This window comes from Solibacillus isronensis (assembly GCF_023715405.1).
Classification (GTDB): domain Bacteria; phylum Bacillota; class Bacilli; order Bacillales_A; family Planococcaceae; genus Solibacillus; species Solibacillus isronensis_B.
In genome coordinates, this window is record NZ_JAMBOC010000001.1 from 243,459 (window position 1) to 269,462 (window position 26,004).

At 38.5% G+C, this 26,004-nt stretch carries 23 protein-coding genes; 13 read left to right on the plus strand and 10 right to left on the minus strand.

Annotated features, from left to right (window positions below):
• The first annotated feature begins 40 nt into the window (after positions 1 to 40).
• Both M3166_RS01160 and M3166_RS01165 read left to right on the plus strand, forming a co-directional pair.
• Positions 41 to 955 (plus strand): glycine betaine ABC transporter substrate-binding protein, encoded by a 915-nt coding sequence (locus M3166_RS01160; RefSeq protein WP_008405123.1) that lies wholly within the window; start codon positions 41 to 43, stop codon positions 953 to 955.
• 141 nt (positions 956 to 1,096) lie between these two features.
• Positions 1,097 to 2,005, plus strand: coding sequence for a glycine betaine ABC transporter substrate-binding protein (locus M3166_RS01165; protein WP_251686608.1), 909 nt, complete (start codon positions 1,097 to 1,099; stop codon positions 2,003 to 2,005).
• An 84-nt stretch (positions 2,006 to 2,089) separates the two neighbouring features.
• Here M3166_RS01165 and M3166_RS01170 read toward each other — a convergent pair whose 3' ends face one another.
• Positions 2,090 to 3,082, minus strand: a complete 993-nt coding sequence (locus M3166_RS01170; RefSeq protein WP_251686609.1) for an EAL domain-containing protein — start codon at positions 3,080 to 3,082, stop codon at positions 2,090 to 2,092.
• 201 nt (positions 3,083 to 3,283) lie between these two features.
• Here M3166_RS01170 and M3166_RS01175 point away from each other — a divergent pair, with 201 nt between their 5' ends.
• Complete coding sequence (locus M3166_RS01175; RefSeq protein ID WP_251686610.1) at positions 3,284 to 4,588, plus strand: globin-coupled sensor protein; 1,305 nt, start codon at positions 3,284 to 3,286, stop codon at positions 4,586 to 4,588.
• Between the two features lie 164 nt (positions 4,589 to 4,752).
• Positions 4,753 to 5,844 (plus strand): NAD(P)-dependent alcohol dehydrogenase, encoded by a 1,092-nt coding sequence (locus tag M3166_RS01180; protein ID WP_251686611.1) that lies wholly within the window; start codon positions 4,753 to 4,755, stop codon positions 5,842 to 5,844.
• A gap of 50 nt (positions 5,845 to 5,894) precedes the next feature.
• Here M3166_RS01180 and M3166_RS01185 read toward each other — a convergent pair whose 3' ends face one another.
• Complete coding sequence (locus M3166_RS01185) at positions 5,895 to 6,578, minus strand: TraR/DksA C4-type zinc finger protein (protein WP_251686612.1); 684 nt, start codon at positions 6,576 to 6,578, stop codon at positions 5,895 to 5,897.
• A gap of 163 nt (positions 6,579 to 6,741) precedes the next feature.
• On the opposite strand from M3166_RS01185, the gene M3166_RS01190 reads away from it, so the two are divergent.
• Positions 6,742 to 8,406, plus strand: a complete 1,665-nt coding sequence (locus tag M3166_RS01190; protein ID WP_251686613.1) for a ribonuclease J — start codon at positions 6,742 to 6,744, stop codon at positions 8,404 to 8,406.
• Between the two features lie 104 nt (positions 8,407 to 8,510).
• On the opposite strand, the gene M3166_RS01195 is transcribed toward M3166_RS01190, so the two are convergent.
• The gene (locus M3166_RS01195; protein WP_251686614.1) at positions 8,511 to 9,062 is read right to left on the minus strand and encodes an integrase; all 552 of its coding nucleotides are present in this window, start codon (positions 9,060 to 9,062) and stop codon (positions 8,511 to 8,513) included.
• Positions 9,063 to 9,344: 282 nt separating this feature from the next.
• A complete protein-coding gene (locus M3166_RS01200; RefSeq protein WP_251686615.1) occupies positions 9,345 to 9,629 on the minus strand; it encodes a KGG domain-containing protein in 285 nt (94 codons plus the stop codon).
• Positions 9,630 to 9,996: 367 nt separating this feature from the next.
• Here M3166_RS01200 and M3166_RS01205 point away from each other — a divergent pair, with 367 nt between their 5' ends.
• Complete coding sequence (locus tag M3166_RS01205) at positions 9,997 to 11,790, plus strand: carbon starvation CstA family protein (protein ID WP_251686616.1); 1,794 nt, start codon at positions 9,997 to 9,999, stop codon at positions 11,788 to 11,790.
• 34 nt (positions 11,791 to 11,824) lie between these two features.
• On the opposite strand, the gene M3166_RS01210 is transcribed toward M3166_RS01205, so the two are convergent.
• The gene (locus M3166_RS01210; protein ID WP_251686617.1) at positions 11,825 to 12,388 is read right to left on the minus strand and encodes a GNAT family N-acetyltransferase; all 564 of its coding nucleotides are present in this window, start codon (positions 12,386 to 12,388) and stop codon (positions 11,825 to 11,827) included.
• 206 nt (positions 12,389 to 12,594) lie between these two features.
• On the opposite strand from M3166_RS01210, the gene M3166_RS01215 reads away from it, so the two are divergent.
• From M3166_RS01215 to M3166_RS01225, 3 genes are read left to right on the plus strand one after another with little or no spacing between them, the layout of a single operon-like run.
• Positions 12,595 to 13,371 carry an ABC transporter ATP-binding protein gene (locus tag M3166_RS01215; protein WP_251686618.1) on the plus strand — a complete coding sequence of 259 codons (777 nt, stop codon included), beginning with the start codon at positions 12,595 to 12,597 and terminating at the stop codon, positions 13,369 to 13,371.
• 11 nt (positions 13,372 to 13,382) lie between these two features.
• Positions 13,383 to 14,321 (plus strand): ABC transporter substrate-binding protein, encoded by a 939-nt coding sequence (locus M3166_RS01220; protein WP_251686619.1) that lies wholly within the window; start codon positions 13,383 to 13,385, stop codon positions 14,319 to 14,321.
• Between the two features lie 19 nt (positions 14,322 to 14,340).
• The gene (locus M3166_RS01225) at positions 14,341 to 15,102 is read left to right on the plus strand and encodes an ABC transporter permease (RefSeq protein ID WP_079528125.1); all 762 of its coding nucleotides are present in this window, start codon (positions 14,341 to 14,343) and stop codon (positions 15,100 to 15,102) included.
• A 15-nt stretch (positions 15,103 to 15,117) separates the two neighbouring features.
• On the opposite strand, the gene M3166_RS01230 is transcribed toward M3166_RS01225, so the two are convergent.
• A complete protein-coding gene (locus M3166_RS01230; protein WP_251686620.1) occupies positions 15,118 to 15,546 on the minus strand; it encodes a winged helix-turn-helix transcriptional regulator in 429 nt (142 codons plus the stop codon).
• 163 nt (positions 15,547 to 15,709) lie between these two features.
• On the opposite strand from M3166_RS01230, the gene M3166_RS01235 reads away from it, so the two are divergent.
• The 3 genes from M3166_RS01235 (at position 15,710) to M3166_RS01245 (ending at position 20,671) form a co-directional block, all read left to right on the plus strand.
• On the plus strand, positions 15,710 to 16,225 hold the full coding sequence (locus M3166_RS01235) for a DUF4242 domain-containing protein (RefSeq protein ID WP_251686621.1): 516 nt from the start codon (positions 15,710 to 15,712) through the stop codon (positions 16,223 to 16,225).
• 20 nt (positions 16,226 to 16,245) lie between these two features.
• A complete protein-coding gene (locus M3166_RS01240; protein WP_251686622.1) occupies positions 16,246 to 17,289 on the plus strand; it encodes an acyl-CoA dehydrogenase family protein in 1,044 nt (347 codons plus the stop codon).
• 196 nt (positions 17,290 to 17,485) lie between these two features.
• Complete coding sequence (locus M3166_RS01245; RefSeq protein ID WP_251686623.1) at positions 17,486 to 20,671, plus strand: DEAD/DEAH box helicase; 3,186 nt, start codon at positions 17,486 to 17,488, stop codon at positions 20,669 to 20,671.
• A gap of 43 nt (positions 20,672 to 20,714) precedes the next feature.
• Here the strand turns inward: M3166_RS01245 and M3166_RS01250 are convergent, their stop codons facing one another.
• Positions 20,715 to 21,164, minus strand: coding sequence for a universal stress protein (locus M3166_RS01250; RefSeq protein WP_251686624.1), 450 nt, complete (start codon positions 21,162 to 21,164; stop codon positions 20,715 to 20,717).
• 108 nt (positions 21,165 to 21,272) lie between these two features.
• On the minus strand, positions 21,273 to 21,863 hold the full coding sequence (locus M3166_RS01255; RefSeq protein ID WP_251686625.1) for a biotin transporter BioY: 591 nt from the start codon (positions 21,861 to 21,863) through the stop codon (positions 21,273 to 21,275).
• A gap of 202 nt (positions 21,864 to 22,065) precedes the next feature.
• Between M3166_RS01255 and M3166_RS01260 the strand changes: the two genes are divergently transcribed.
• Entirely contained in the window at positions 22,066 to 23,529 is a 1,464-nt protein-coding gene (locus M3166_RS01260) for a protein adenylyltransferase SelO (RefSeq protein WP_251686626.1), read from the plus strand.
• Between the two features lie 66 nt (positions 23,530 to 23,595).
• On the opposite strand, the gene M3166_RS01265 is transcribed toward M3166_RS01260, so the two are convergent.
• Positions 23,596 to 24,642 carry an LLM class flavin-dependent oxidoreductase gene (locus M3166_RS01265; RefSeq protein WP_251686627.1) on the minus strand — a complete coding sequence of 349 codons (1,047 nt, stop codon included), beginning with the start codon at positions 24,640 to 24,642 and terminating at the stop codon, positions 23,596 to 23,598.
• A gap of 190 nt (positions 24,643 to 24,832) precedes the next feature.
• Positions 24,833 to 25,993: a carboxynorspermidine decarboxylase gene (nspC, locus tag M3166_RS01270; RefSeq protein ID WP_251689986.1), complete on the minus strand. Its 1,161-nt coding sequence runs from the start codon at positions 25,991 to 25,993 to the stop codon at positions 24,833 to 24,835.
• Positions 25,994 to 26,004 lie beyond the last annotated feature (11 nt).

Sequence of the window (26,004 nt, forward strand, 5' to 3'; positions counted from 1 at the left end):
TGTTACTTTTTAGATAAAAAATTTAAAAGAGGATGAGAAGATGAGCAAAATCAAAACAATGGGTATTACTTTAGGAATGTCTTCCGCACTGCTACTTGCTGCTTGCGGAGATGATACGGAGAATAAAGAAAGTTCGGCCGGAGCGTCGTCTTCTAGTATTGGCGAACAAGTCGATTATACAGTAGTTGCTACTGAACCCGGAGCAGGTTTAACTGGCCTTTCCCATGAAGTAATGGAGCAATATGAGAATCTGGAAGGCTGGACATTACAGGAAAGTTCAACTGCTGGAATGCTGAGTACATTGGATAAGGCAATACGAAATGAAGAACCGGTTATTGTGACAGGCTGGACACCACACTGGAAATTCTCGGCTTATGATTTAAAAATACTTGAAGATCCTAAAGGTATTTTAGGCGGTGCTGAAAACATTCAAACACTTGCCAGAAAAGGTTTAGAACAAGACTTGCCTGATGTATATACAGTACTTGACCGCTTTTATTGGGAGCCGGAAGATATGGAAAAAGTCATGTATGATGCACAAGAAAATGGTGACTTTGATGTAGCAGCAGCCGATTGGGTTGAAAATAACCAAGATAAAGTTAGTGAATGGACAAAAGATATAGCACAAGGAAATGGCGAAAAGGTAAAAATCATTTCAACACCTTGGGATTCGGAATTTGCTTCAAGTAGCGTAATAAAATTGGTGCTGGAACAATTAGGGTATGAACCTGAAGTAACACCAGTCGATCCGGCCATTATGTTCCAGTCAATCGCAACTGGTGAAGGAGATGTAACGGTAGCACCATGGTTACCAACAACTCACAAAGCATTTTATGATAAGCATAAAGACGATATTGTTGATTTAGGTGAAAATCTAGAAGGAACGCAAAATGGTTTTGTTGTTCCGGCATATGTAGAAATTGATTCGATTGAAGATTTAAAACCGAAAGAATAAATAGAAATATGCTCCGTAAATAGCCTATACGGGGCTTTATTTATTTGTACTTCTAGTTTGACAAAAGTAACAACTTGTAGTTAAAATGGGGTTGTCGCTTTTTTAGGAGTAGATAAATTCAGATTATAGGGGATGAAACATTTGAAACGATTTAAAACTTTAGGTTTAACTATAGGGATGTCTGCAGCATTGTTATTAGCAGCATGCGGGGATGATACAGGCAGCAGTGATAATTCAAATGGAAAAGAAGCCAGTATTGGTGAAGAAGTGGGCTATACAATAGTTGGTATTGAACCTGGTGCTGGATTAACAGGTCTTACATATGACGCATTAGAACAATATGAAAATCTGGAAGGCTGGACATTACAGGAAAGTTCGACAGCCGGTATGATAGGTAGTTTAGATCAAGCAATTCGTAATGAAGAACCAATTATTGTTACAGGTTGGAAGCCTCATTGGAAATTCTCAGCTTACGATCTAAAGATATTGGAGGATCCAAAAGGAGCTTTAGGTGGGGAAGAATATACGAATACACTTGTAAGAAAAGGGTTAGAGGAAGATTTACCTGATTTGTATACTGTTCTTGACCGATTTTATTGGGAACCGGAAGATGTAGAACAAGTAATGCTGGAAGCTTCAAATAGTGATTTTGATTCGGCTGCAGCGGAGTGGATTCAAAATAATGAAGATAAAGTGAATGAATGGACTGAAGGTATTGTAAAAGGAAACGGGGAAGAATTAAAGTTAATTACTACTACTTGGGATTCTGAATTAGCATCAAGCAGTGTCATGAAACAAGTAATTAATGATTTAGGGTATAAAGTTAATGTGATTCCTGTTGATCCAGCCATTATGTTCCAGGCTATTGCTAGCGGTGAAGGAGATGCATCGCTTTCTGCAGCACTTCCAACCACACATGATGCATTTTACAAAAAGCATAAGGAAGATATAGTGGATTTAGGAGAAAACTTAAAAGGCACACAAAATGGTTTAGTCGTACCAGCATATATGGATATCGATTCAATTGAGGATTTGGATCCAAAGAAGTAAATTACGAATAAGATCTTTAGAGTAAATCTAATATGAAAAAAGCTATGTGCAGTAGTGGGAAACCATTTTGCACATAGCTTTTTCTTATCGGATGGAACGCTGTGGTTCGACGCTTGGTTTTCCAAATAAATAGCCTTGGAAAAGCTCATAGCCAATTTGTTTTAGCCACTCAAAGTCTTCCTCGGTTTCAATACCTTCAGCAAGTGGTGTTGCACCAATTTCAAGTGCTTTCTTTAAAAACTGTTTAGCGGTATGTTGTTTTTGACTATCGTTTACAACACCTTGTACATACTTCATATCAAGCTTCATATAATGCGGCTTCATGCCGTCGAGCATTTCCAGTGTGTTATACCCTTCTCCTACATCATCCAAAGCATATTGAAAGCCCTTATCATTATAGTAATTCAAGATCGATTTTAGATGCTCAATATCATCGACCTGCTCCGATTCGACGACTTCAAAGACAAATTGACTCGGGTCAATTTGCAGAAGTTTAGCAAGCTTCACCGTTGACTGCAGACAATATTCCGGAGAATAAATCGATGTAGGAATGAAATTGATAAATGTTTTTTTCTTTAGCACAGCAGCATATTTTACGGCAGCCATACGACATAAACGGTCCAATGCATACAAGCGCCCTCGAGTTTTTGCTGCCGTGAAAATTTCATTTGGGTATATAAGCGAACCATCTTCACGGGTAAAGCGTGACAACACTTCGTAAGCATAAATTTCTTTCTTGTTATTTACGATAGGTTGTGAATAGCTGACAATCGCATTTCTATGTATGACATCATCAATCCATTGCATTTCCAAAACTGTTTCAATTTCAGCAATAGTCTTCCAAGCCATCTCATCTATTCTAAAATAAATCTGTTCGGGTTCCATATAATCCCTGCTAAAGTCAAGAAATTCCTTTACACCGGATTCTTGTATCGATACGAGCTGTTCCTTTTTAGTAATCGTTAAATTCCGACGGTTAAAGTGATCGATAATCATATCCATCATAGCTATATTATTTTCGCCTTCTAATAAAATATCAAACTGTAATTCAGATACGACACAGTTTTTACAGGACATGAGTTTTCCCTCACTTCTTAGTTTTAATTTTACTGTATACCATTAAGTACAAATATACTATAAAAAAAATTAATAATATATACATTTACTTATATAAGATGTACAATGTTTGTATATTAAGTGCATTAAATAGCGATAATGTTTACAGGAAATAGAGTATAACGTTGTACAAATACTATACATAATGTAAGGGTGACGATAATGGTGATATGGTGGAAGCGGAAATCGGTAAATGAAGATAGTAAATTAGAAGAAATGAATTACTTTAAGCCTATTATACAATTTACAAGCATGCCGGAGTTAGAGCAGCAGATGAAATTAATCGGAATAGACGAAAATAATTTACGTTGTATAAAATCGTATCAACCTGCAATTACTGCAGGCGTATCAGAGATAACGGATGTATTTTATGAAAATGTATTGGCTGTGCCATCACTAAAAAAAATAATTGAAGAACGAACAAAAATTGATCGCTTAAAGAAAACATTGAATTTGTACATTATTTCTATGTTTGATGGCGATTTTAATGAAGAGACAATTGAAGCAAAACGAAAAATCGCCCGCATGCATTTCAAAATCGGTTTGGACCCGAAGTGGTATATGGGTACATTTCAAAAATTGCAGGAAACGATGATTGTGCTCATTAGTAAAGATATAACGGACCTTGCACTTAGGGAACAAATTACATTAAATGTGTCAAAACTTATTAACCTGGAAATGCAGATTGTATTGGAGGAATACGAAAAGGAAAATCAAAATCTACGAGGAGAGCAATATAATGTTGTCAAACTTGAATTAAAGGATAAATTATCGGCCGTTATTCAAAATCTGGCTGATTTAACAGAAGAAACGAACCAATCGATTGAACAAGTAAACAATCATACATCACATATAAACAATACAATCAAATCGAATGTCGCAATTGTCCAACATATTCATACAGATGCATTGACAGGGAAAAATGAAGTTGCAAGGCTGGAGCAGGAAATGATTGAAATTAAAGACAGCGCGGTTGAAATGGGACAACTAATCGGAAATTTAAAGGTCTCTTCAGAACAGATAATCAATATTGTGTTGCTAGTAAAAAATATTGCCGACCAGACAAATTTACTGGCATTAAACGCCTCGATTGAAGCAGCAAGAGCAGGGGACCATGGAAAAGGTTTTGCAGTTGTCGCACAGGAAGTACGTAAACTGGCAGAGCAATCGAAAAGTTCAGTAGAGAACATAACAAACCTTATCCAGACATCCACGTTGTTAACGTCGACTGCTGTTCAAATGATTGATGCTGTCCAGTCAAGGGTGGATTCAGGTCTGGACGTATCAATAAGTACGCAAACAAAATTCCAGCAAATTTTAAAGGCAATCGAAAAGAATGAAGCACAAATTAAAGAAGTCGCATTGGATATAACAAACCTAACAAGTGTCATTAGCAACATCGGTCAAGAGACGAGAGATGTTGCAACTACTGCAGATGAACTGTACCAAATGACTACCCACCTGTAAAAATTGTTTAAGTATTATGAAATGAATAAGGCTGTGTAAAAGTGCAATTGCTTTTACACAGTTTTTTGTTTTCTGAGCTGCCTTTTATAATTAAGTGTAATTACAAAATGATTGGGAATAGTAAGGTAGGTGAGAATAAATTAACAAATAAGGAGACACAAAGAATGAAAATTACAGCAGCTGTAACTGAAGCACAAGGAAAAGATTTCGTCTTGCAGGAAGTGGAACTTGCATCTCCAAAAGCAAATGAAGTAATGATTAAAATTGTAGCAACTGGTGTTTGTCATACGGATGCGGTAGCACGTGATTTAGCAATTGCTCCACTTCCAGCCGTTCTTGGTCATGAAGGATCAGGAATTGTGGAAGAAGTGGGTGAAGCCGTAACAAGTTTAGAAAAAGGTGACCATGTCGTTATTTCATTTGCACATTGCGGTTCATGTCCAAACTGTTTGACTGGCCATCCGACAGTATGTGATACGTTTAATCCACTAAACTTTGGCGGTGTCCAAAATGACTATACAACACGTCTTTCAAAAGATGGTACTGAGTTAGCGACATTCTTCGGCCAGTCTTCATTCGGAACATATGCAATTGCACATGAGCGAAATGTTGTAAAAGTAGATAAAGATGTCGACTTAGCGTTGCTTGGTCCTCTTGGCTGTGGGATTCAAACAGGTGCCGGTACAGTATTAAATCGCCTGCGACCACAATTTGGTTCCACAATTGTCATATACGGATGCGGAGCTGTAGGTTTGTCTGCATTGATGGCAGCAAAAATTGTAGGCTGTAAACAAATTATTGCCGTGGACGTCCATGATTCCCGATTGGAGTTTGCAAAAGAACTCGGGGCAACACATGTATTAAATGGACGAAATGTTGATGTCGTTGCCGAGGTGAAAAAGATTACAAACGGAGGTTCAAACTTTGCTGTTGAAACGACAGGTGTGCCGCCCGTTGTGAAACAATCCCTAAATGCATTACGCCCATTAGGTACTTGTGCCATTGTAGGCGTAACACCTGAGATGGCAATTGATGTCCATAACGATATTATGGCGGAAGGGAAAACAATGATGGGTGTCATCGAAGGCGATTCGGTACCTCGCGTATTTATTCCGGAGTTAGTTAACTATTATAAAGATGGTAAATTCCCGTTTGATCGACTCGTTAAGTTTTATGAATTTGAACAAATTAACGAAGCTTTTGAAGACTCTAAAAAAGGGATTACGATTAAACCCATTTTAAAAATCGCGAAATAAAGATAAAAGCCGAGTACACAAAAATTCTCGGCTTTTTGATTTTATTGCGGTCATTCTAAATAATCATATTTACGTGCTTCATCTGCATACTCTTTGGAAATTTGCCCCTGAAGATAATCTTCTTTTGAGACATGCAATATTTCTAATGCAGAATACGTATCTTCATCATCTTTGTCTTTATATAAATCATTGTAGTGATCGAAATCCCCTTCAAAATCCGCGGGTGTATCGGAATTTCCATATTGTGCTACGATTTGGAAAGAGTCTTCGTTATCTTGAAGCTCATCATCCTTTTCCCGATTTGAAAAGGAGTTGTCTACAGCCGGATGGAGCAGTTGTTCTTCAACCGGACGATCTGTTGCAGGAGCTTTTGCATCACTATGCTCAATACAAAAAGTCGTATACGGAATTGCTTGCAGCCGATCATATGGGATTTCTGTTTGGCATTTTGCACAAACTCCATATGTACCGTCATTCAACCGTTTAAATGCTGCTTCGATTTGGCCCAATAAGTCATCACTATGCACTTTTAACGCCATATCTTTTTCACGGTCATATAATTCGGTCGCCAAATCTGCGGGATGATTGTCAATAGTAGAGAGTTCATCAGTAGAATCCCTTAAACTGGCACGTGCAATAATTTCATTTTCATTTGTATTGACATCACCAATTAATTCTCTTTTTTGTTCGATGAGCAGTCGTTTTAATTTAGTAAGCTGTTTTTCACTAAGCATCATAATCAATTCCTTTCAATAATAGTATGGGCGAAATACGATGAATTATTTCAAAACATCGTGAACTGCGTTCGTATAGTTTCTTTTTAAATTAGAAATACTAATGTATAAGGCGAAATTTTATGCACACATAAAAATATCCATCCTATAGGAGGACTCGAAGTTGCTAAATACTGAAAATACACTATCCATCTTCGCACTCGGTGGTATTAATGAAATCGGAAAAAATATGTATGTCATTGAATATGGAGAAGAATTAGTTATTGTTGACTGTGGCGGTAAATTTGCGGATCAAAGTTTATTAGGTGTCGATTTAATTATCCCGGATTTAAGTTATTTGGAGGAAAATAAACATAAAATCAAGGCTTTAGTTGTAACCCATGGGCATGAAGATCATATTGGCGGAATCCCATATTTGCTGAGAAAAATTAATATGCCGATATACGCTACCAGATTTACACTCGGGTTAATTGAATTGAAATTAAAAGAGCATAAATTGCTACGTGATTCAGAATTAAATGAGATAAATGCAGAATCGAAAATTAGTTTCGACCAATTATCACTCACATTCTTTAAGACGAGTCACAGCATCCCAGACTGTTTAGGGATTGTTTTTCATACACCTGAAGGGAAAGTCATTCATACAGGTGACTTTAAATTTGATTTTACACCTGTTAATGATCAAACGTCGGATATTCACAAAATGGCAGCACTCGGTTCAGAAGGGGTGCTTGCGCTTATTTCCGAAAGTACAAACGCTGAACGTCCGGGATTTACACCATCCGAGCAAGTAATTGGACGTCATTTGGATGAGGCGTTTCAAAAGGCGACCGGAAAAATCTTCATTTCTACATTTGCATCCAATGTGAATCGTATTCATCAAATTGTCGAAGCAGCAAAAAAGACGAATCGAAAAATTGTATTATTAGGCCGCAGCATGGTCAATGTTACGTCTGTAGCGATGCGACTAGGCTACTTGGATATTCCAGGTTGGATGCTTATCGAACCAAGAGAGTTAAAAGAGTTGCCGCCGGAACGGGCAGTAATCTTATGTACGGGAAGCCAAGGGGAACCATTAGCTGCGCTTTCCCGCCTCTCAACTGGTCGTAATCGAGATGTCAAAGTTGTCCAAGGCGATACGGTTATTTTCGCAGCTTCTCCTATTCCGGGAAATGAAAAAGATGTTTCAAAAATAGTTGATAATCTGTTTCAGCTTGGCGCAAATGTAGTTTACGGAAATTCAAGTATTACCGGTATGCACGTCTCTGGACATGGCTATCAAGAAGATTTAAAAATGATGCTGACACTCATGAAACCAAAATATTTTATTCCGATTCATGGAGAATATCGCATGCTTCATATTCATCGTTCATTGGCCGAAGCGGTTGGAGTTGAAAAAGGGCATACATTTATTTTGAAAAATGGTGATATAGTTGATATTAAAGGCGGGGAAGCACGGCAAACACGTTCAATTCCGGCAGGAGATACGTATGTGGATGGTACTGGAAGTGATGAAGTCGGTGAAATTGTACTGCGGGATCGAAAGCAGCTATCCGAAGATGGGATGCTAGTTATTGTTGTCACAATCAGTAAATTCGATGGTTCCATTATTTCAGGTCCGGATAGTATTTCACGAGGATTCGTCTATGCAAGGGAATCAGAAGGATTAATAAATGATATTAACGAAATTGCTCAAGCAGCTGTAGAAAACTTTAATGAAGCCAATCCTTTTGCTATGAAAAAAGCGGTTAAACACGCGGTAGATCAATATATCTTTACATTAAAAATGAAAAAGCCAATGATATTGCCGATAATTATTGAAATATAAAATTAAATTAAAACAGAAAAACGATCTTGAAAGGAAATGTTCGCTTTCAAGATCGTTGTTTTATTACATGCTTTTTATTCTTTATTTGTTTGGGCGCACTAAAATTAAGCAGGCTGAAGTTCTGTTTGTTCCAGTAACTGTTTGTAAGCTGCTAAATCTTCTTCATAATTTCTAATATATGTGGAAAGACTATGTTTTTTTATCGTTTCAAATGAATTTTGATCGATGAATTGTAATTTTTGATTCAGAATTTCTGCATTAGCCCATGCTGTTTCTTCAAAAGCAATGTTCATTTGATGTTCTTCAATAATCATACCTAACAATTCGGGATTATTAAAAATTTCTTTAGTAGAATATTGATCTCGCATATCAAAATAATCGAAGGTTCTAGTTAAAGAAGCATCTAGTGCAGGGCGGTCAATCGCATGACCTAGTTCATGAAGTGTAATGGTTTTTACATATTGATCAAATGGAATGGTTGATAGTTCTCCAGCTGCTTTTACTAAACGGTTTGCATCAAAACTAACAACATTCGTTATAAAGTTATAGCTCATATTTACTCCGGTATGATCCTCTTCCAACATTGTATTGAGGCCGGTAGCTTTTATAGTGGAATAAATTAATTCATATAAAAATTTGTTTGTAGATTGTTGCATGTATGCGCTCATTTCCTTTTCTATATATATAAAATAAATAAGAAAACACAATAAAACGCTCGCTATAATTAAAGCAAGCATAAAATAATATATAATTCCTATATAATATTTTCAAGTAATTTGTTTGGTTATGTATGCTGTTGGAGAGAAATTTTGGATAGGCGAGTAAAAGCATGCAAAAAAGGATGTTTGCCATTCTTCTAAACGGCAAACATCCCTTATTAATGTAAATTATTAATATTTACATCTTGCATTAACCTATCTTCAAGGTCAATTAAATAATTATGAGTTATTTTTGTTGTTATTGTTACTGTTATTGTTTTTACGGCTTGCTTCTCCGCCTTTGCGGCCAGCTTCTTCACGGCTCATTTTGCCGCCGCCGTTGTTATTGTTGTTGTTACCGTTTTGGTTGTTTCCGCTGCTCGCTTCTCCACCTTTACGGCCGATTTCTTCGTAAAATTCTCTACCATGGTTATTAGATGTAGCTTCTCCGCCTTTACGACCCGCTTCTTGAACCGTCATTGATCCGTCATTCTGATTCTGATTACGTTTGTTGTTGTTAGCCATTTCTTACATCCTCCTAGTGAAAATTTTTTAGCTTATTGCTAAGCTTACTAGTTAAATTCCCATCTCACTTTATATTAAACATAAATTATATTTCATTTATATTACAAAAAAATGATGTAAAGTTATTAGAAACAAAAAAAGCAGTTCATTCTTTAGAAGAGAATCTTCACGTAACATAGGTATGTGAAGTATTGTAAGGGGAATTTATTTCTATTATTTTGATAATTACCATAATTTAAGTAGTCTAGTATGATAAAATAGCTATTATGCATAATTTTCAGTTAATTTTAAATATTGTGATACAACAGTTCTTAATTTTGTTATTGTTGTATTACAACAAAAGAGATATACATAGGGGGAAAGTGAAATGAATGCGATTACACTAGTAATTGGGGCAATATGTATTTTAGTAATTGCCTATCGTTTTTACGGAATTTTCTTTACAAAAAAAGTATTAAAGATTAATGAAGATACGCCAACACCTGCAAACGAAAAAAATGACGGACAAGATTATGTGCCGACAAATCGTTGGGTAGCATTCGGGCATCACTTTGCAGCAATTGCAGCTGCAGGACCGTTAGTTGGGCCAATTTTAGCCGCGCAATTCGGTTATTTACCGGGTTACCTTTGGTTATTAATTGGTGCTGTTATTGGGGGAGCTGTACACGATGCTGTTGTATTATTTGCTTCGATGACAAAAGGCGGGAAGTCATTATCGGAAGTTATGCGTGAAGAGCTTGGGCCTGTCGCTGGTTTTTGTACAGGATTAGCAATGCTGTTCATTATTACAATTACAATGGCTGGTTTATCAATGGTTATTTTAGGTGCTTTAGCAGAAAACCCTTGGGGAACATTTGCGGTTGCTGCAACGATACCGATTGCAATGCTCATGGGCCTGATCAATAAATTTACAGGGAACTTGAAAATATCAACAATACTTGGGGTCATCCTCCTTGTTGGGGCCGTTTTCTACGGACCATCTATTCAAGGTACTTGGTTAGGTGATGTACTAACATTGGATCGTGAAACATTATCGATTCTATTGCCGATTTATGCGTTCTTTGCGGCTGCTTTACCAGTATGGTTCTTATTGGCACCACGCGATTATTTAAGCAGTTTCATGAAAATAGGGGTGTTTATTGCTTTAATCATTGGAGTGTTTATTATTAACCCTACAATTCAATTCCCTGCGTTTATTCCTGAATTCCTAGGAGGCGGTCCAATTGTTGCAGGTCCAGTATGGCCATTCGTATCGATTACAATCGCTTGTGGAGCTATTTCTGGTTTCCATGCATTTGTAGGATCAGGTACTACACCGAAAATGCTGAACCGATGGGATGATATTCGCGTAGTTGGTTTTGGTGCAATGCTCGTAGAATGTGTCGTTGGAGTTATGGCACTGATCGCTGCAACTGTACTGCATCCGGCAGATTACTTTGCGATTAACTCATCACCTGAAGCATTCGCGAAATTAGGAATGACGGTAGTTGATTTACCGGTGCTGTCAGAAGCGATTGGTATGGATCTGGAGGGACGTACTGGTGGTGCCGTAACACTTGCAGTCGGTATGGCATCCATATTTGCAGGGGTAGAATGGTTTAGCCATCTAACCGCTTACTTCTATCAATTTGTTATAATGTTTGAAGCTGTATTTATTTTAACTGCAATTGACGCAGGTACACGTACAGCACGTTACTTAATTCAAGACTTTTTAGGGAATGTCTATAAGCCGCTGAAAAAGACGGATTGGCTACCAGGGGCAATTGGAGCAAGTGCATTGGCCTGTATCATGTGGGGATACTTATTAAATTCAGGGGATATTGCTTCTGTCTGGGCGTTATTCGGGGTATCCAACCAGCTGATGGCCTCCATTGGTCTAGTATGTGGTGTAACATTCGTATTGAAAGTAGCAGATAAACGTATTTATGCTTTAACTTGCTTTATTCCATTAGTGTATTTATATATTACGGTAAATGTAGCAGGATTCTGGATGGTGAAAAATGTTTACTGGAACGAAATGGCCGGTGGTTACAATATTTTAAACGGTATTCTATCGATTATTATGCTGACATTGGGATTGATCATTGTAATTACATCATTCATAAAATGGCGTGAACTTTGGGCACATCCTCGTTTCACAAAACAAGCAGCTGCTAACTAAAATAAATAAAAAGAGCGGAAAATTAGAGTAATCTCTAAATTTTCCGCTCTTTTTGTGTTGGATATAAATAGTTGAGAAAGTCGTCCTTGAAAACAGCATTTAAAATACACGGCTGCTTTTGTCTTTTTTCCAGCAGCAAATGTTCTTCGGGAAATTGCTGTTCGATATTTAAAGATATGAACGGGAGTTTTTCCTGTGCTTTTTGAGAACGCAAATTGACCGTGCGTGCACCGGCAAAAACTACCTCAAGATGCAAGTATTCAAATGCTATTTTCAATAGTTCTATTTTAGAGGCCAGATTATAACCTTGTCCCCAATAATCGACTCCAATCCAGCTTCCGATATGGCATTGCTTATTGGACTGATCGATAAACATCAGTGTCGTAATACCAATCAATTGGTCCTCTTCATTCAAAATTAAACGGGATATAGTTTTCCCTTCAGATTCCTCCATTAGTGTATTAATAATAAAGTTTTCCGTATCCTCTAAAGATTGTGTAGGGAGCCCGAGTGCATTCTTTACTTCGGGCGCCATTGATAATCGATGGATTTCTTTCGCATAGCTAAGCGCTTGTGGAACTAATGTTACTTTTTTCATTCATATAACCTCACTTTCCGATAAAACAAACGAAATCTACAAAGAGTAGATTGCTCTATTTTACATTATATTCTAAAAATATCCGATTATTTTTTAGAAAATAAAAATTAATTAAAAAATAAGGTTGTTTTATTTAAGTAAGTATAATAATATAACTCATATAATATAAAACCAAGTTGAATAATCGGTATTGGGGTGAAAAATAATTGTCGACAGCTAAGATTGAAATTAATGAGGTTTCAAAGTCGTATGGAGAAAAAGGTCCGACAGTATTAAAGGATGTTTCCTTTAATATAAAACACGGCGAAGTGATTGCCATTCTGGGGAAAAGCGGTTGCGGTAAAAGTACATTGCTGAACTGTATCGGTGGCTTTGAAACGACTAATCAAGGACAGATCCTGCTTGATGGGACTGCCGTTACAAAACCTAGTAAACGCTGTATTATGCTTATGCAAAATTACGGGCTGCTGCCATGGCGCTCTGTTCGGAAAAATGTGGAGCTCGGGATTGAGAATTCAGATTTATCGACTGCTGAAATTACAAAAAGAGCGGCCCATTATTTACAGATGGTCGGATTGGAAGACCGTGCAAATGCATTGCCTGGCGAGCTGTCGGGTGGCATGCAGCAACGCGTCGCAATTGCCCGTGCGCTAGCCATTCAACCGGAAGTTATTTTAATGGATGAACCGTTCGGAGCGCTTGATACCTTTACACGCTATTATTTACAGGATGAATTAAAACAAATCCAGCAACGCGAGAAAATGACGATTGTATTAGTAACCCATGACATCGATGAAGCAATTTATTTAGCAGATCGCATCCTTATTATGAAGCCTAATCCTGGTGAAATTCATAAAGAAGTTGTGCTGAAGTTGCCAAAGGAACGCAATCGTGCTGATACGGATTTTCAGCATTACCGCGAAATTATATTCAATGAATTCCAGTTTACTCATGATAAAGCAGCAATCGAATTTAATATTTAGGAGGATAGTAGATGAAAAAGGTAGTGTTAATCATGACAATGCTGTTCGTGGCAGTGTTGTCGGCATGCGGGACGAATGAAGGAAGTTCTGCAGGTGACGGGGAAAAGCCAACGATTAAAATCGGCTATTTACCGATTACGCATGCAGTTCCGTTATATATGCAGAATGATGAAAAGTATGAAGATTACAATTTAGAGCTCGTGAAATTCGGGTCTTGGCCAGAGCTGATGGATGCACTGAATACTGGTGCAATTGATGGGGCATCTGTATTGATCCAGCTAGCGATGAATGCAAAGGAAAAAGGCATTGATCTAAAAGCAGTGGCACTTGGTCACCGTGATGGCAATGTATTGATCGGTGGGAAAGATATAAACTCCGTGGAAGAACTAAAAGGGAAATCTTTTGCGATTCCAAGCAGATTTTCAACACACAATATTTTGCTGTATGAAATGCTGAAAAAACATGGCATTGCTTACGATGAAGTAGATGTGATCGAATTGCCGCCAGCGGAAATGCCTGCAGCTTTAGCGGAAGGGCGTATTGCTGGTTATGTAGTTGCTGAGCCATTTGGTGCGATATCGGTTGCATTGGAAAACGGGAAAGTGCTTTATCAGTCAGAAGAAATTTGGCAAGATTCGATTGATTGCGGTTTAGTATTGCGCGGTCAGTTTATTAAAGACAATAAAGAATTGGCAGGGAAGTTTGTCGATGACTATGTAGCAGGCGGTGAGCTTGCACAAGGGAAAGACGACCATATGCATGAAGTCGTTGGTCAATATTTAACAGTTGAAAAAAATGTACTGGATATATCATTAGATTGGATTTCCTACGACAATTTAAGTATTGAACAAGACAGCTATGCGATTCTACGTGATGCATTATTGGAAATGGGATTATCCGAAAACCCGCCTTCCTATGAAGATTTTGTTGATGCTAGCTTTGTAAATTAGTAGAGGACGGAGGGATATTATGGCGATAGTGAAGAAATTGTCCCCGATTGCACTTGGCTTTCTATTATTACTTGTCGTTTGGCAAGCTGCAATTATGATAGGTGGGCATCAGTCGGCACTTTTCCCTCCGCCTTTAAAAGTGGGGGAAGCATTACTTGCGATCATTTCCGATGGTTCGCTGTTTGCACATATACAAATTAGTTTATTACGATTTTTTTCAGGTTATCTTATTGCAGTTGTTGCAGCCATTTCGTTAGGGTTGATTTTAGGAAGGTTGCCGGCTGTCTGGAAAGTGCTCGATCCAGTAGTTCAAGTATTGCGACCGGTTTCGCCGATTGCATGGTCACCGTTTATCGTTTTATGGTTCGGCATCGGCAATATGCCGGCGATTGTGATTATTTTTATCGCTGCATTTTTCCCGGTCTTATTGTCAACGGTATCAGCGGTAAAAAAAGTCGACAAAACGTATTTACGCATTGCATCGAATTTTGAAATGAGCCCTTTTGAGACAATGAGAAAAATTATATTGCCGGCTTCATTTCCGATGATCGCCAATGGGCTGCATATGGCGCTAGGTTCTGCATGGATTTTCCTCGTAGCCGGGGAAATGGTCGGTGCGCAATCGGGTTTAGGATTTTTAATTGTCGATGCACGAAATTCTTTGAGTCTGGATTTAGTCATGGCGAGTATTGTTGTAATCGGGGTACTTGGCCTTTTACTGGATAAAGGCATTCATTATTTTGAAAGCTGGGTAAACCGCATCTGGGGAGGCGCGAAATAAAACTGCCTAATGATTTTAGACAGTTTTTAACGGCCGTATATGAATCGTATCGACACGTTCGCCAGTGTCAGTAGAATAATATCCGACTTCTACACGCTGTTCATCAGGACCTACGATTTCTTTATAGCAGGTTTCCAGATGATCAGCACCCCATATAATCATCGAATTGAAAACATGCTCAAGGGCGGTACCTTTTTCCGTTAATGTGTAACGGTAGCGTGGGGGATGGGCGGAATATAGCTCACTTTGAACGATCTGTGCTTCTTCCAATTCTTTTAACCGGTTTGACAGAATATTTGCTGACAAACCTGGAAGCTTCAGCTTAATATCATTGAAGTTCGTTTCACCGATCAGCAGTTCATGAATGATGAGAAGCGTCCAACGATCACCAAGAATATTTAATGTTTGTGCAATGTTACAAGGTAAGTCATAACGTGTTTTCATGTTTTCGCCTCCTTGATACAAGTATAAACATTAATTTTATGCAATGCGAGTTAATTTTTTTAACCTGTAAAAGGCATTTTAAATGGGTATTCATAGTGCGCTCTATCAGAACGCCTATTTGAATATAGAACAATCTAACATTTACTATTAGGAGGATAATACAATGAGTTTATTTTTAGTAGAATCAACAATTAACGAGGTTTCTTCAAAGGAAGCATTTGCGGCATTAGTCGAAAAAGTGCATGCAACAGAAGGTGTTGGGGTTATCGAAGTACAAGTGGCAAAAGATTTTTCCCGTGGCTATTTCATTATTGAAGCATCTGATGAGGAAGCAGCAAAAACAGCATTACAAACACAAGGTGTTGCTATTGATTTAGTAAAGGAAGTACGTTTAATCGGTAAAGAACTTGATGAAGTCAAAGCAGGCGGCGAGCAAGTGAACTACCTAGTGGAATGGGAAATTCCTGCAGAAATCACAATGGAAAAATATTTAGAGCGTAAAAAGAAAAATTCGGTAAAATACGAAGAAGTTCCAGATGTAAAATTCTCTCGTACTTATGTATGTGAAGATATGACAAAATGTTTATGTTTCTATGATGCACCAGATGAAGCAGCTGTAAAACGTGCACGTGAAGCAGTGCAAACACCGATCACATCATTAACGGAATTGGCAGACTAAAAGGAAAGGATGCGGGGACAATGGCATTGAACAAAGAATTGTTAGAACGAATCATCGATGAAAAACTGAAGCCCGTAGTGAAGAAGGTCGATGAACAGGCACATTATGCAGAAGATTATATTTTAGCGCTAAGTGAGGCTGGATTCTTCCATTCGGCAAATAAGGACCAATCGACACTATTACAAGATGAGGCAGCGGTTGTTCGTGAAACAGCAAAGGTTTGTATGACAACAGCGTTTTGTGTTTGGTGCCATTTAGCCGCATTAACTTATTTGCGTAATAGTAATAACTCGTATTTAAAGCAAACAATATTACCTGAGCTGGAAAACGGCGTAAAACTTGGTGCAACAGGTTTATCAAATGCGATGAAGTACTATTCTGGATTAGAAAAACTTCATCTGAAGGCAGAAAAGACAGAAGAAGGCTATGTTATTACTGGAACATTGCCTGCTGTATCAAATTTGGGGAACCGTCATTACTTTGGTGCAGTTGCGACAGTCGATAGTCGTGAAGTTCTGGTGCTTGTCCCAACTGATATCAAAGGTCTTGAAATGAATGAACGACTTGGTTTCCTTGGAGTGAATGGCAGCGCGACTTATTCATGTAAATTTAATCAAGTTGTAATTTCGAAAGACTTTGTCATTTCCGAGGATGCAAAAGCATTTTGCGATATTATTCGCCCTACGTTTATTTATTATCAAGTTCCGCTTGGTGCAGGTGTTATTGCGGCAGCAGTTGAAGGTATTGAAAAAGTAAAAGCGAAGCAAAATGGCTGTAATGAATACTTAAAAGTACAGGCAACTGAACTGCGGGATCAATATGATAGAATTAATTCAGAGTTGAACAACTTGGCAGGCAATTTGTCATTGAAGGAAATTGTCAACACACGTCTGCAAGCAGTGCATGATACATTAGCTGCGGTACAGGCGAACATGATACACAATGGAGCTGCCGGTTATGTTGCAGGAAGTGTACCATCACGCAAACTGCGTGAAGCATACTTCTTTGCCAACTTGACGCCAACAGTCCGACATCTAGAAAAAATCAAATCATCTTTTGCTTGAGTTTGAAGAGGCAAAGATAACCCAAAAATATCATTTTTCTCTAAGGGGAAATGATATTTTTTTGCTCTTAATTTTTTCATTTACTCATCTCATAACGTAATTATTGAAGAATTAAAGGTTTTCTTCATCTTCGCTTCAAACTAGTAATTCAATGAGTGACATGAGAAAATGGATTGAATAGAAAAGGGGGAACGGCATGGATATTAAACTATCGGAAAAACAAATAAAAAATCTATGCGGAACCGTTTCTTTTAAAAAAGGGCAAACTTTTTATCAAACAGGAAAAGTGAATTTCCTGCAATATACGGATATGTATGGAGAAGCGGTTGTAAAAAGCACGGAACAATTCGTTGTCCGGATAGAAAAAGAGGGAACAGATCAATTTAAGACATCGTGCAGTTGTCCGACATTGGGTGATTTCAGTAAAAGCTGTCAACATGTAGCGGCGGTTCTTATCGCTATTAATAATCTCAGCAAGAATAAGGCTCAATCGCTGCCAGATGATGAGTACGATGAAAGTTTTATTTCTGAAAACAGTTTTCTTTCTATTTTTAAACAACAGACAGTACAAACGACAAAGCAGCAGCGTCACTTTGAAAAGCGGGAAGTAATGGATGTACAGTTCGTAATAACACCTGTTCAATTTACAGAACAAGACCCGGTTATTGGAATGCAGCTCCAAGTTAATGGAGATCAAATTTTATCTATTCGAGAGTTCTTAACACATATAAAAAATAAAAAGCCATACCGGATTTCCCATAACACAACCTATAATTTTGAACAGTTTTGTTTTGACGAACAGCATGATGCCATCTTACAGCTCCTTATAAAAATTGTAGAAGATGATGCACTTTATAATGATATGCCTGTACAAAGTCAGGAGCAGCATTTGCTGATCATTCCGCCTTCATCCTGGTATATACTTTCTTCATTGATTTCCAATACGAAAAATGTTTTGTTATTTTATCAAAACGAAAGCTATAGCGAATTAAAGATTGTAACACAGCCTACAGCACTTCGTTTTTTCATTGAAGCAAAAGGAGAAGAGTATCAGCTTTATATAGAAGGAATTGAACGTGCTGTCTTGCTTCCAAGTTACCGGTTAGTGCTATTTGAAGGTGAATTGACGCAAATGAGTGAAGACAGCATGAAGCAGCTTTTCGAATTAAAGCAAATGCTTCAGCAAAAATCTTTATTAACAATTGAGCATTCACACTGGGATTACTTCCGGGAACAGGTGATACCTAAACTGAAAAAAATAGGCGTTGTCGAAATGGCTCGGGAGCTTTCGGTTAAACAGATGGAAAACCCATTAGTAGTAAACGTTTATTTAGACCGTCTGAAAAATCGTTTCCTAGCAGGTGTGGAATTTCAGTACGGGCAATTTGTCATTCAACCATTGGATGAACAGCTTTCAGATGACGTGTTCATCATTCGGGATATCGAAAAGGAAGCGGCAGTTTTAGCGTTGATGGATGAAAGCGGCTTTACAAAAACGGATGGCGGCTACTATATGCAGAATGAAGAACTTGAATATGAGTTTTTATATCACCAGCTTCCAAAGCTCACAAAACTCGCTAAAATCTATGCAACAAGTTCTGTTAAGCTGCGGATTGCCAAAGAAAATAACTTTCCAAAAATCCGGGTGAATGTCCAAAAGGAACGAACAAATTGGCTGGAATTTAAATTTGAAATGGATGGCGTTTCGAATAAGCAAATTAAAGAAATTTTAGCGGCAATCAAAGTGAAGCAAAAATATTATCGTCTACAAGATGGGGCATTGCTGTCTTTGGAGACGAGGGAAATCGAAGAAATTCAACGTTTTCTTAGAGCAATTCCAGCTCAGGATGATGAGTATGAATTAACGTTTAATATGCCAATAACGGATAGTCTACCGTTTTTGGAGCAATTTGAACAAAGTGATATATTCGAAGCGGAAGAATCGTTTAAACAGTTTACAGGTCAGTTATTACATCCTGAATCATTGACATTTGAAGTTCCAAAAAGCCTGGAACCAATTCTTCGGGATTACCAGAAACATGGTTTTAACTGGTTGAAATTGCTCTCGAATTATGGATTCGGCGGTGTGCTTGCCGATGATATGGGGCTTGGGAAAACAGTCCAGAGTATTGCTTTTATTGTATCAGAATTGCCGATAATCCGTGCTAACAAACAGCCGGTTCTAATCGTTTGTCCATCGTCGCTTTCATACAATTGGCTTTATGAGTTCATGCAATTTGCACCGGAAGCCGAAGCGATTGTCATTGATGGGGAAGTAGCGGAGCGGCGTCATTTACTGCGTACAATGGAAGATCATGATGTTATTATTACAACCTATCCGTTATTACGTAAAGATAGCGCATTTTATGAACGTCAGCATTTCCATACGGTATTTTTTGATGAGGCACAGGCCTTTAAAAATCCGGTTACTCAGACAGCAAGAACGGTAAAAAGAATCAATGCAACAAATCGCTTTGGTTTAACAGGAACACCGATTGAAAACTCATTATCGGAATTATGGTCGATTTACCGTGTCATCTTTCCGCAGCTGTTCCGCGAGCTTGAGGATTTCCGCCATATGCAGCGAAAAGATATTGCACGAAAAGTACGGCCGTTTCTCCTTCGCCGAATGAAAGAACATGTATTAGGGGAATTACCTCAAAAAGAGGAAATGATTGAAAAAGCTGAACTGTTACCGGAGCAAAAAGCGTTGTATGCCGCCTATTTGGCCAAGTTGCGTGTTGATACAATGAAGCATCTGGACAAAGAAACGTTTCATAAAAACCGAATTCGTATTTTGGCGGGAATTACGAGACTGCGTCAAATCTGCTGTCACCCGGCATTGTTTGTCGAAGGGTATAAAGGTGGTTCCGCAAAGTTTGAGCAGCTGTTCCGACTATTGGAACAATCGAAGGCATCCGGCCGACGGGTATTAATATTTTCACAGTTTACACAAATGTTGAAAATGATTGCGACAGAGCTTTCCAAGCGCGGAGAACAATATTTTTACCTTGATGGACAAACGCCTTCAGAAGAGCGTATTGCACTTTGTAACTCTTTTAATGATGGAGAGCGGGATATGTTTTTGATTTCATTAAAAGCAGGTGGTACTGGACTGAATCTAACAGGGGCGGACACCGTCATTTTATATGATTTATGGTGGAATCCGGCAGTCGAGGAACAAGCAGCTGACCGTGCCCATCGTATGGGGCAAAAGGAAGTTGTACAAGTTATTAAGCTTATTGCAAATGGAACGATTGAGGAAAAAATGAGTGAGCTTCAACAGAAGAAGAAAATGCTTATTTCGGATATATTGGACGGTGATGAATCGTCGAAGGGAACATTAACCGAGCAAGATATCCGGGAAATTTTAATGATTTAAAAAGGTTATGAGGACATTTTTGTGCACCTCATAACCCCTTTTTTTATTTTTCTGGTGTACGTACAATCAATACATCACATGTTGCATGCCGAACGATTGCTTCTGTAGTGGAGCCCATGAACATCTGCTCTGCCGCATTTGATCCGGTTGCCCCACAAATAATAATATCTGCTGGCGCATGCTCTGAAAGCTTTCTCGCTAAAATCGTCTTAGGTGTGCCTTTTGTTAAAATTTTATTGATTGTAGGAATGCCTGCTTCTTTTGCTTCCAATTCATAGCGGTCCAATAAAACTTCACCATGTTTTCGAACCAATTCAACCATATTATCATAAAGCATATCAAAAGATGTGGAGAAGCTCGTATCGATTACATGGATAATATGTAAAGTCGAGCCGATATTTCGTTTTGCTATATCAATCGATTTTTGAAAAGCGAGATCACTTATTTCTGAACCATCTACTGCAACAACTATATTTTGATAATGATTTGCCATATGAAATTCCTCCTTCATCTATTGAATAAAGTATATCAAATATATGAATCTCGGTATAATGATGACGCCGATAACATTAGATGAGGAGTTCTACTGCAATCTTTTATATTATTTTGTTGGCAGGATTTTCAGGATCTTTTGGATACGATAAGCAAAAAACCCGGCAAAAATTGAAAGAATAATATCTTTTGGCATTGGAGGAATCATCCAAAGCCATGCCATTTTAAATGTAAAACCTTCTGGAGCAGATGCCCATAATGTATAGGCGAAATACATCCATGTTGTTCCTATAATATAGTTAACTGCCATCGCAATAAGTGCGCCAATAATATAGGCAAGTCGCGTTTGAAACTTTTCGGCAATTTTACCGGCAATATATGCACTAATAATAAACGTTACGATAAAGCCGAAAGTCGGTAGTAGAATCGCCGAAAATCCGCCTGTGAATTTAGAGAATACCGGTGCCCCTGCTAACCCGATAAACATATACACTGCACATGCAATGGCTCCTTTTTTTGATCCAAGTACTAAACCTGCTAATATTGCAAAAAATGCTTGTAATGTTATCGGTACACCACCGACCGTTAGAAAAGGTACGAATGATGTAATATTTGCTCCTACCATAATAAGTGTCGCAAAAAGTGCACTGTAAATTAAATCGATTGTTTTAAAGCTTTGTGTTTTGTGAACAGTCTCCATACATTACTCCCCTTGTCGTTAACTTCTATATTATTCTGGTTAACATAAATATAAAATGAGTTTTGTTTTGTGTCAACTTTTATTTTTGATAGGTTAACATATGAGGGGCGTGCTTATATAAATATAACCGGTCGTAATTTTGGTTAACTTGTATAAAAAAGTTTATAATAAGTGCATCTTTGAAAGAAATGAGGCGAAAACAATGACAGATAAAAAGCAGAATTTTGGTTTTCGTTTTAATAACAGTTATATGGAGTTGCCGGAAACTTTTTATTCCCATGTAACGGCTAATGAAGTGACATCACCTTCAATCGTCATCTTTAACCGTACATTAGCAGAGCAGCTTGGTTTAAAGGCTCAGGAATTAAAAGAGTATGGTGCCGCTATTTTGGCGGGACATGAAATGCCGGATGGTGCAGCGCAAATTGCTCAAGCCTATGCGGGACATCAGTTCGGACATTTTAATATGCTAGGCGACGGAAGAGCGTTATTAATCGGAGAGCACATCACGCCAAATGGGGAACGATTTGATCTTCAATTGAAGGGATCCGGTCTTACACCATATTCTCGTGGTGGCGATGGACGTGCTGCACTCGGTCCAATGTTGCGGGAGTTTATCATCAGTGAGGCAATGCATGCGCTTTCGATCCCGACAACACGCAGCCTAGCCGTTACGGCAACTGGCAATATTATCTATCGTGAAACGGCTTTGGAAGGCGCTGTTTTAACTCGGGTTGCCGCAAGTCATTTGCGGGTCGGAACGTTTCAGTATGCGGCTACATTTGGCGAAGCTGGCGACTTAAAAGCTTTGGCAGATTATGCAACCCGGCGCCATTATCCCGAGCTATTGCAGGCGGAAAACCGCTATCTTGCATTGCTCGAAGCGGTACTTGATAGACAAGCTGCCCTTATAGCGAAGTGGCAAAGTATCGGCTTTATTCATGGTGTAATGAATACCGATAATATGACAATCAGCGGTGAAACAATCGATTACGGGCCATGTGCGTTTATGGATACGTATGATGTGGCAACTGTATTCAGTTCGATTGACCGTCAGGGGCGTTATGCCTACCGCAATCAGCCGCCGATCGCATCATGGAACTTAACACGTTTTGCTGAGAGCTTGCTGCCGCTCCTTCATGAAAATGAAGAGGAAGCAGTTCAGCTAGCACAAAATATTCTTGGGAAATTCCCATCAATTTATGAAGCATATTATTATAGCGAAATGCGGGAAAAATTAGGTCTTCTTTCAATTGATGAACATGATGAGAAGCTGATTGATGATCTGCTGAATTTAATGGAAGAACATGAAGTGGATTATACAAATACTTTCCGTGCATTGTCGGAAGGTAAGCGGCCGAATAATGATTTGTTCCAGTCAGAGGCATTTAAACAGTGGGAAAAAACATGGTTTGAACGGATTGAACAGCAAGACACGACGATTGATGAAACGATGCAAGTAATGCAGTCTGTTAATCCGGCCGTTATTCCAAGAAATCATTTTGTGGAACAGGCAATTGAACAATTTGCAGAAGGCGACCCGTCAATGTTTGCCGAGATGCTGCAAGTGCTGACAAGTCCGTTTAATATAACGGAGCAGTACAAAAAATATACAGAGCCACCAACAGACGAAGAACCACCGTTTGTAAGCTATTGTGGAACTTAAAAAAAACAAGCATGGTACAACGTAAAAGTTGTTGCCGTGCTTGTTTTCCTTTGCAAAAGAAAACTTTTATAATTTCATCTCAATGTGGTTTCTAACAATTGGAACGACTTCGTTGGCAAATAAATTCATACTGTTTTTTACAAGTTCAAATGGTTGACCACCAATATCCGGCTGCGCCAAAAATCGGCTATGCTCGAAGAATTCATATTGTTTAATAATTTTTTCTGCAACATCTTCAGGACTTCCAACAAATAATGCCATGTTCGGTCCGGTAATTTCGATGAATTGTTCAAAAGATAACTGGAAGCTGAAACTGCCTCGTTGCTGATTAACATACTGCCAATAGTTTTTATAGTAAGGGTAAAATTGCTCCTGTGCCTGTTCCGTTGTATCTGCAATGAAAAGGTGACCAGTAACTCCAACATTTAACTTTTCAGGATGATGCTGTCCGGATTTTCGGTAAAGATTCACTAATGGCTGGAACCGGTCAAGGGGGCCTCCTAATATTGCAAGTGCCATTCCAACTCCGACACGACCTGCTCGAACGGCACTTTCTGGAGTACCGCCAACACCAACCCAAATAGGAATTTCCTGATTAAAGGGTCTTGGAGCGATTTCCGCATTATTTAAAGCTGGGCGAAATTGACCACTCCATGTTACGCGTGCCTGTGAATTTAATTGTTGAAGTAAAAGTAAGTTTTCCTCAAATAATGCGTCATAGTCACTTGTTGAATACCCAAAAAGGGGGAAAGATTCAATGAATGCACCACGACCTGCTAAAATTTCGGCTCGTCCATTGCTAAGTAAATCAAGCGTTGCAAAATCTTCATAAAGTCGAACAGGATCCACCGTGCTTAAAACGGTTGTTGTGCTCGTCAGTTTAATATGTTTTGTCCGCTGAGAAATTGCAGACAAGACAACAGGCGGGGCAGAAACGACATAATCAAGACGGTGATGCTCACCGACACCAAACACATCCAGTCCTAAATTTTCCGTTAAGTCCGCCATCTGTAAAATTTCCTCCAAACGTTGTGAAGGAGTGGGGGGGTTTCCTGTTAAAGGATCGATGCCAATATCAGCAAGGGAATAAATGCCGAATTCAAATTTCTTCATATTATTAGACTCCTTTAGTAAGTTACTAAAAGTAAGTTTAACATATACTCTGTAATATCTATATTAATTAGCTTCGTGCAACAAATCATTCAAAATGATAAAAGTATATTTAAATACGGAACTTCTGAAAACAGAAAAACATCCATTTCCTCAAGGAGAAAATGGATGTTTTGTTACCCTGTATTGTTAATTAAGATAGACGGTTACGGTAGTCTTCGTATTGGAAGGTACGAATTACTTTCACTCCATCTTGTTCATTGTAAGTGCAAATACTTGGTAAATTTACACCATTGAACATATGCGTTTTTACCATTGTATAATGGGCCATGTCCGTAAAGACAAGTTTGTCGCCTGCTTTAAGCGGCTCATCAAAAGAATAGTCTCCGATAATGTCACCTGCTAAGCAAGTCATGCCGCCTAAACGATATGTGTAAGCTTTTTCGTTTGGCTGACCCGAACCGATAATATGCGCGCGATAAGGCATTTCAAGTGTATCCGGCATATGGCAAGTAGCTGAAGAGTCGACAATTGCAAGCTCCATGCCGTTATGCACGATATCAAGCACTGTCGCGACTAAATACCCTGTATTAAGCGCAATTGCTTCGCCTGGCTCTAAAATTACTTTTACGCCATATGTTTCTTGGATGCGGTTGATTAAGCTGACTAATAGCTCAACATTATAACCTGGTTTCGTAATATGGTGTCCGCCGCCGAAGTTGATCCACTTCATTTGATGCAAGTATTCACCATATTTCTCTTCAAAGTGTACTAAAATACGCTCCAGAACTTCAGCACCTTGCTCACACATAGCATGGAAGTGAATGCCTTCAACACCGTCAAGTTCATCCGGACGGAATGACTCCACCGGAATACCTAAACGCGAGTTAATATAGCAAGGGTCGTACAGAGGAGTTTCCACTTCTGAATAACCAGGATTTACACGTAAACCAATAGAAATATTTTTCTCGTGATTTAACACTTTGTCTTTGTACTTATTTAACTGATCAAAAGAGTTAAATACAATATGGTCGACATAAGTTAAATACTCATCGATTTCATGCTCTGCATAAGCAGGAGCGTAAGCGTGTACTTCCTTGCCGAATTCTTCAAAACCAAGACGTGCTTCAAATAGTGAGGAAGATGTAATTCCCGCTAAATAATTGCGCGCCATCGGAAATGTTGACCACATAGAAAAGCCTTTAAGTGCAAGTAAAATATCACAATTCGTGCGATCTTGTACGGATTTTAATAGTTTTAAATTGCGCTCAAGTAATCGCTCGTCCACTACGAAGGCTGGAGATGGTGCCTGTGACCAGTCTATGCCTGTTTCTTCTGCAAGAGCAGCCGCCATCACAGGTTTTT

What these genes read in the sequence shown, in the direction of transcription:
- M3166_RS01250 (WP_251686624.1), bottom strand. Translation starts at nt 21,164, where the DNA reads ATGGCAAATCATTATCAAAATATAGTTGTTGCAGTAGATGGTTCAGAA.
- M3166_RS01185 (WP_251686612.1), bottom strand. Translation starts at nt 6,578, where the DNA reads ATGCTTAGTGAAAAACAGCTTACTAAATTAAAACGACTGCTCATCGAA.
- M3166_RS01160 (WP_008405123.1), top strand. Translation starts at nt 41, where the DNA reads ATGAGCAAAATCAAAACAATGGGTATTACTTTAGGAATGTCTTCCGCA.
- M3166_RS01205 (WP_251686616.1), top strand. Translation starts at nt 9,997, where the DNA reads ATGAATGCGATTACACTAGTAATTGGGGCAATATGTATTTTAGTAATT.
- M3166_RS01265 (WP_251686627.1), bottom strand. Translation starts at nt 24,642, where the DNA reads ATGAAGAAATTTGAATTCGGCATTTATTCCCTTGCTGATATTGGCATC.
- M3166_RS01195 (WP_251686614.1), bottom strand. Translation starts at nt 9,062, where the DNA reads ATGCAACAATCTACAAACAAATTTTTATATGAATTAATTTATTCCACT.
- M3166_RS01210 (WP_251686617.1), bottom strand. Translation starts at nt 12,388, where the DNA reads ATGAAAAAAGTAACATTAGTTCCACAAGCGCTTAGCTATGCGAAAGAA.
- M3166_RS01225 (WP_079528125.1), top strand. Translation starts at nt 14,341, where the DNA reads ATGGCGATAGTGAAGAAATTGTCCCCGATTGCACTTGGCTTTCTATTA.
- nspC (WP_251689986.1), bottom strand. Translation starts at nt 25,993, where the DNA reads ATGGCGGCTGCTCTTGCAGAAGAAACAGGCATAGACTGGTCACAGGCA.
- M3166_RS01260 (WP_251686626.1), top strand. Translation starts at nt 22,066, where the DNA reads ATGACAGATAAAAAGCAGAATTTTGGTTTTCGTTTTAATAACAGTTAT.
- M3166_RS01240 (WP_251686622.1), top strand. Translation starts at nt 16,246, where the DNA reads ATGGCATTGAACAAAGAATTGTTAGAACGAATCATCGATGAAAAACTG.
- M3166_RS01235 (WP_251686621.1), top strand. Translation starts at nt 15,710, where the DNA reads ATGAGTTTATTTTTAGTAGAATCAACAATTAACGAGGTTTCTTCAAAG.
- M3166_RS01200 (WP_251686615.1), bottom strand. Translation starts at nt 9,629, where the DNA reads ATGGCTAACAACAACAAACGTAATCAGAATCAGAATGACGGATCAATG.
- M3166_RS01175 (WP_251686610.1), top strand. Translation starts at nt 3,284, where the DNA reads ATGGTGATATGGTGGAAGCGGAAATCGGTAAATGAAGATAGTAAATTA.
- M3166_RS01245 (WP_251686623.1), top strand. Translation starts at nt 17,486, where the DNA reads ATGGATATTAAACTATCGGAAAAACAAATAAAAAATCTATGCGGAACC.
- M3166_RS01230 (WP_251686620.1), bottom strand. Translation starts at nt 15,546, where the DNA reads ATGAAAACACGTTATGACTTACCTTGTAACATTGCACAAACATTAAAT.
- M3166_RS01170 (WP_251686609.1), bottom strand. Translation starts at nt 3,082, where the DNA reads ATGTCCTGTAAAAACTGTGTCGTATCTGAATTACAGTTTGATATTTTA.
- M3166_RS01255 (WP_251686625.1), bottom strand. Translation starts at nt 21,863, where the DNA reads ATGGAGACTGTTCACAAAACACAAAGCTTTAAAACAATCGATTTAATT.
- M3166_RS01180 (WP_251686611.1), top strand. Translation starts at nt 4,753, where the DNA reads ATGAAAATTACAGCAGCTGTAACTGAAGCACAAGGAAAAGATTTCGTC.
- M3166_RS01220 (WP_251686619.1), top strand. Translation starts at nt 13,383, where the DNA reads ATGAAAAAGGTAGTGTTAATCATGACAATGCTGTTCGTGGCAGTGTTG.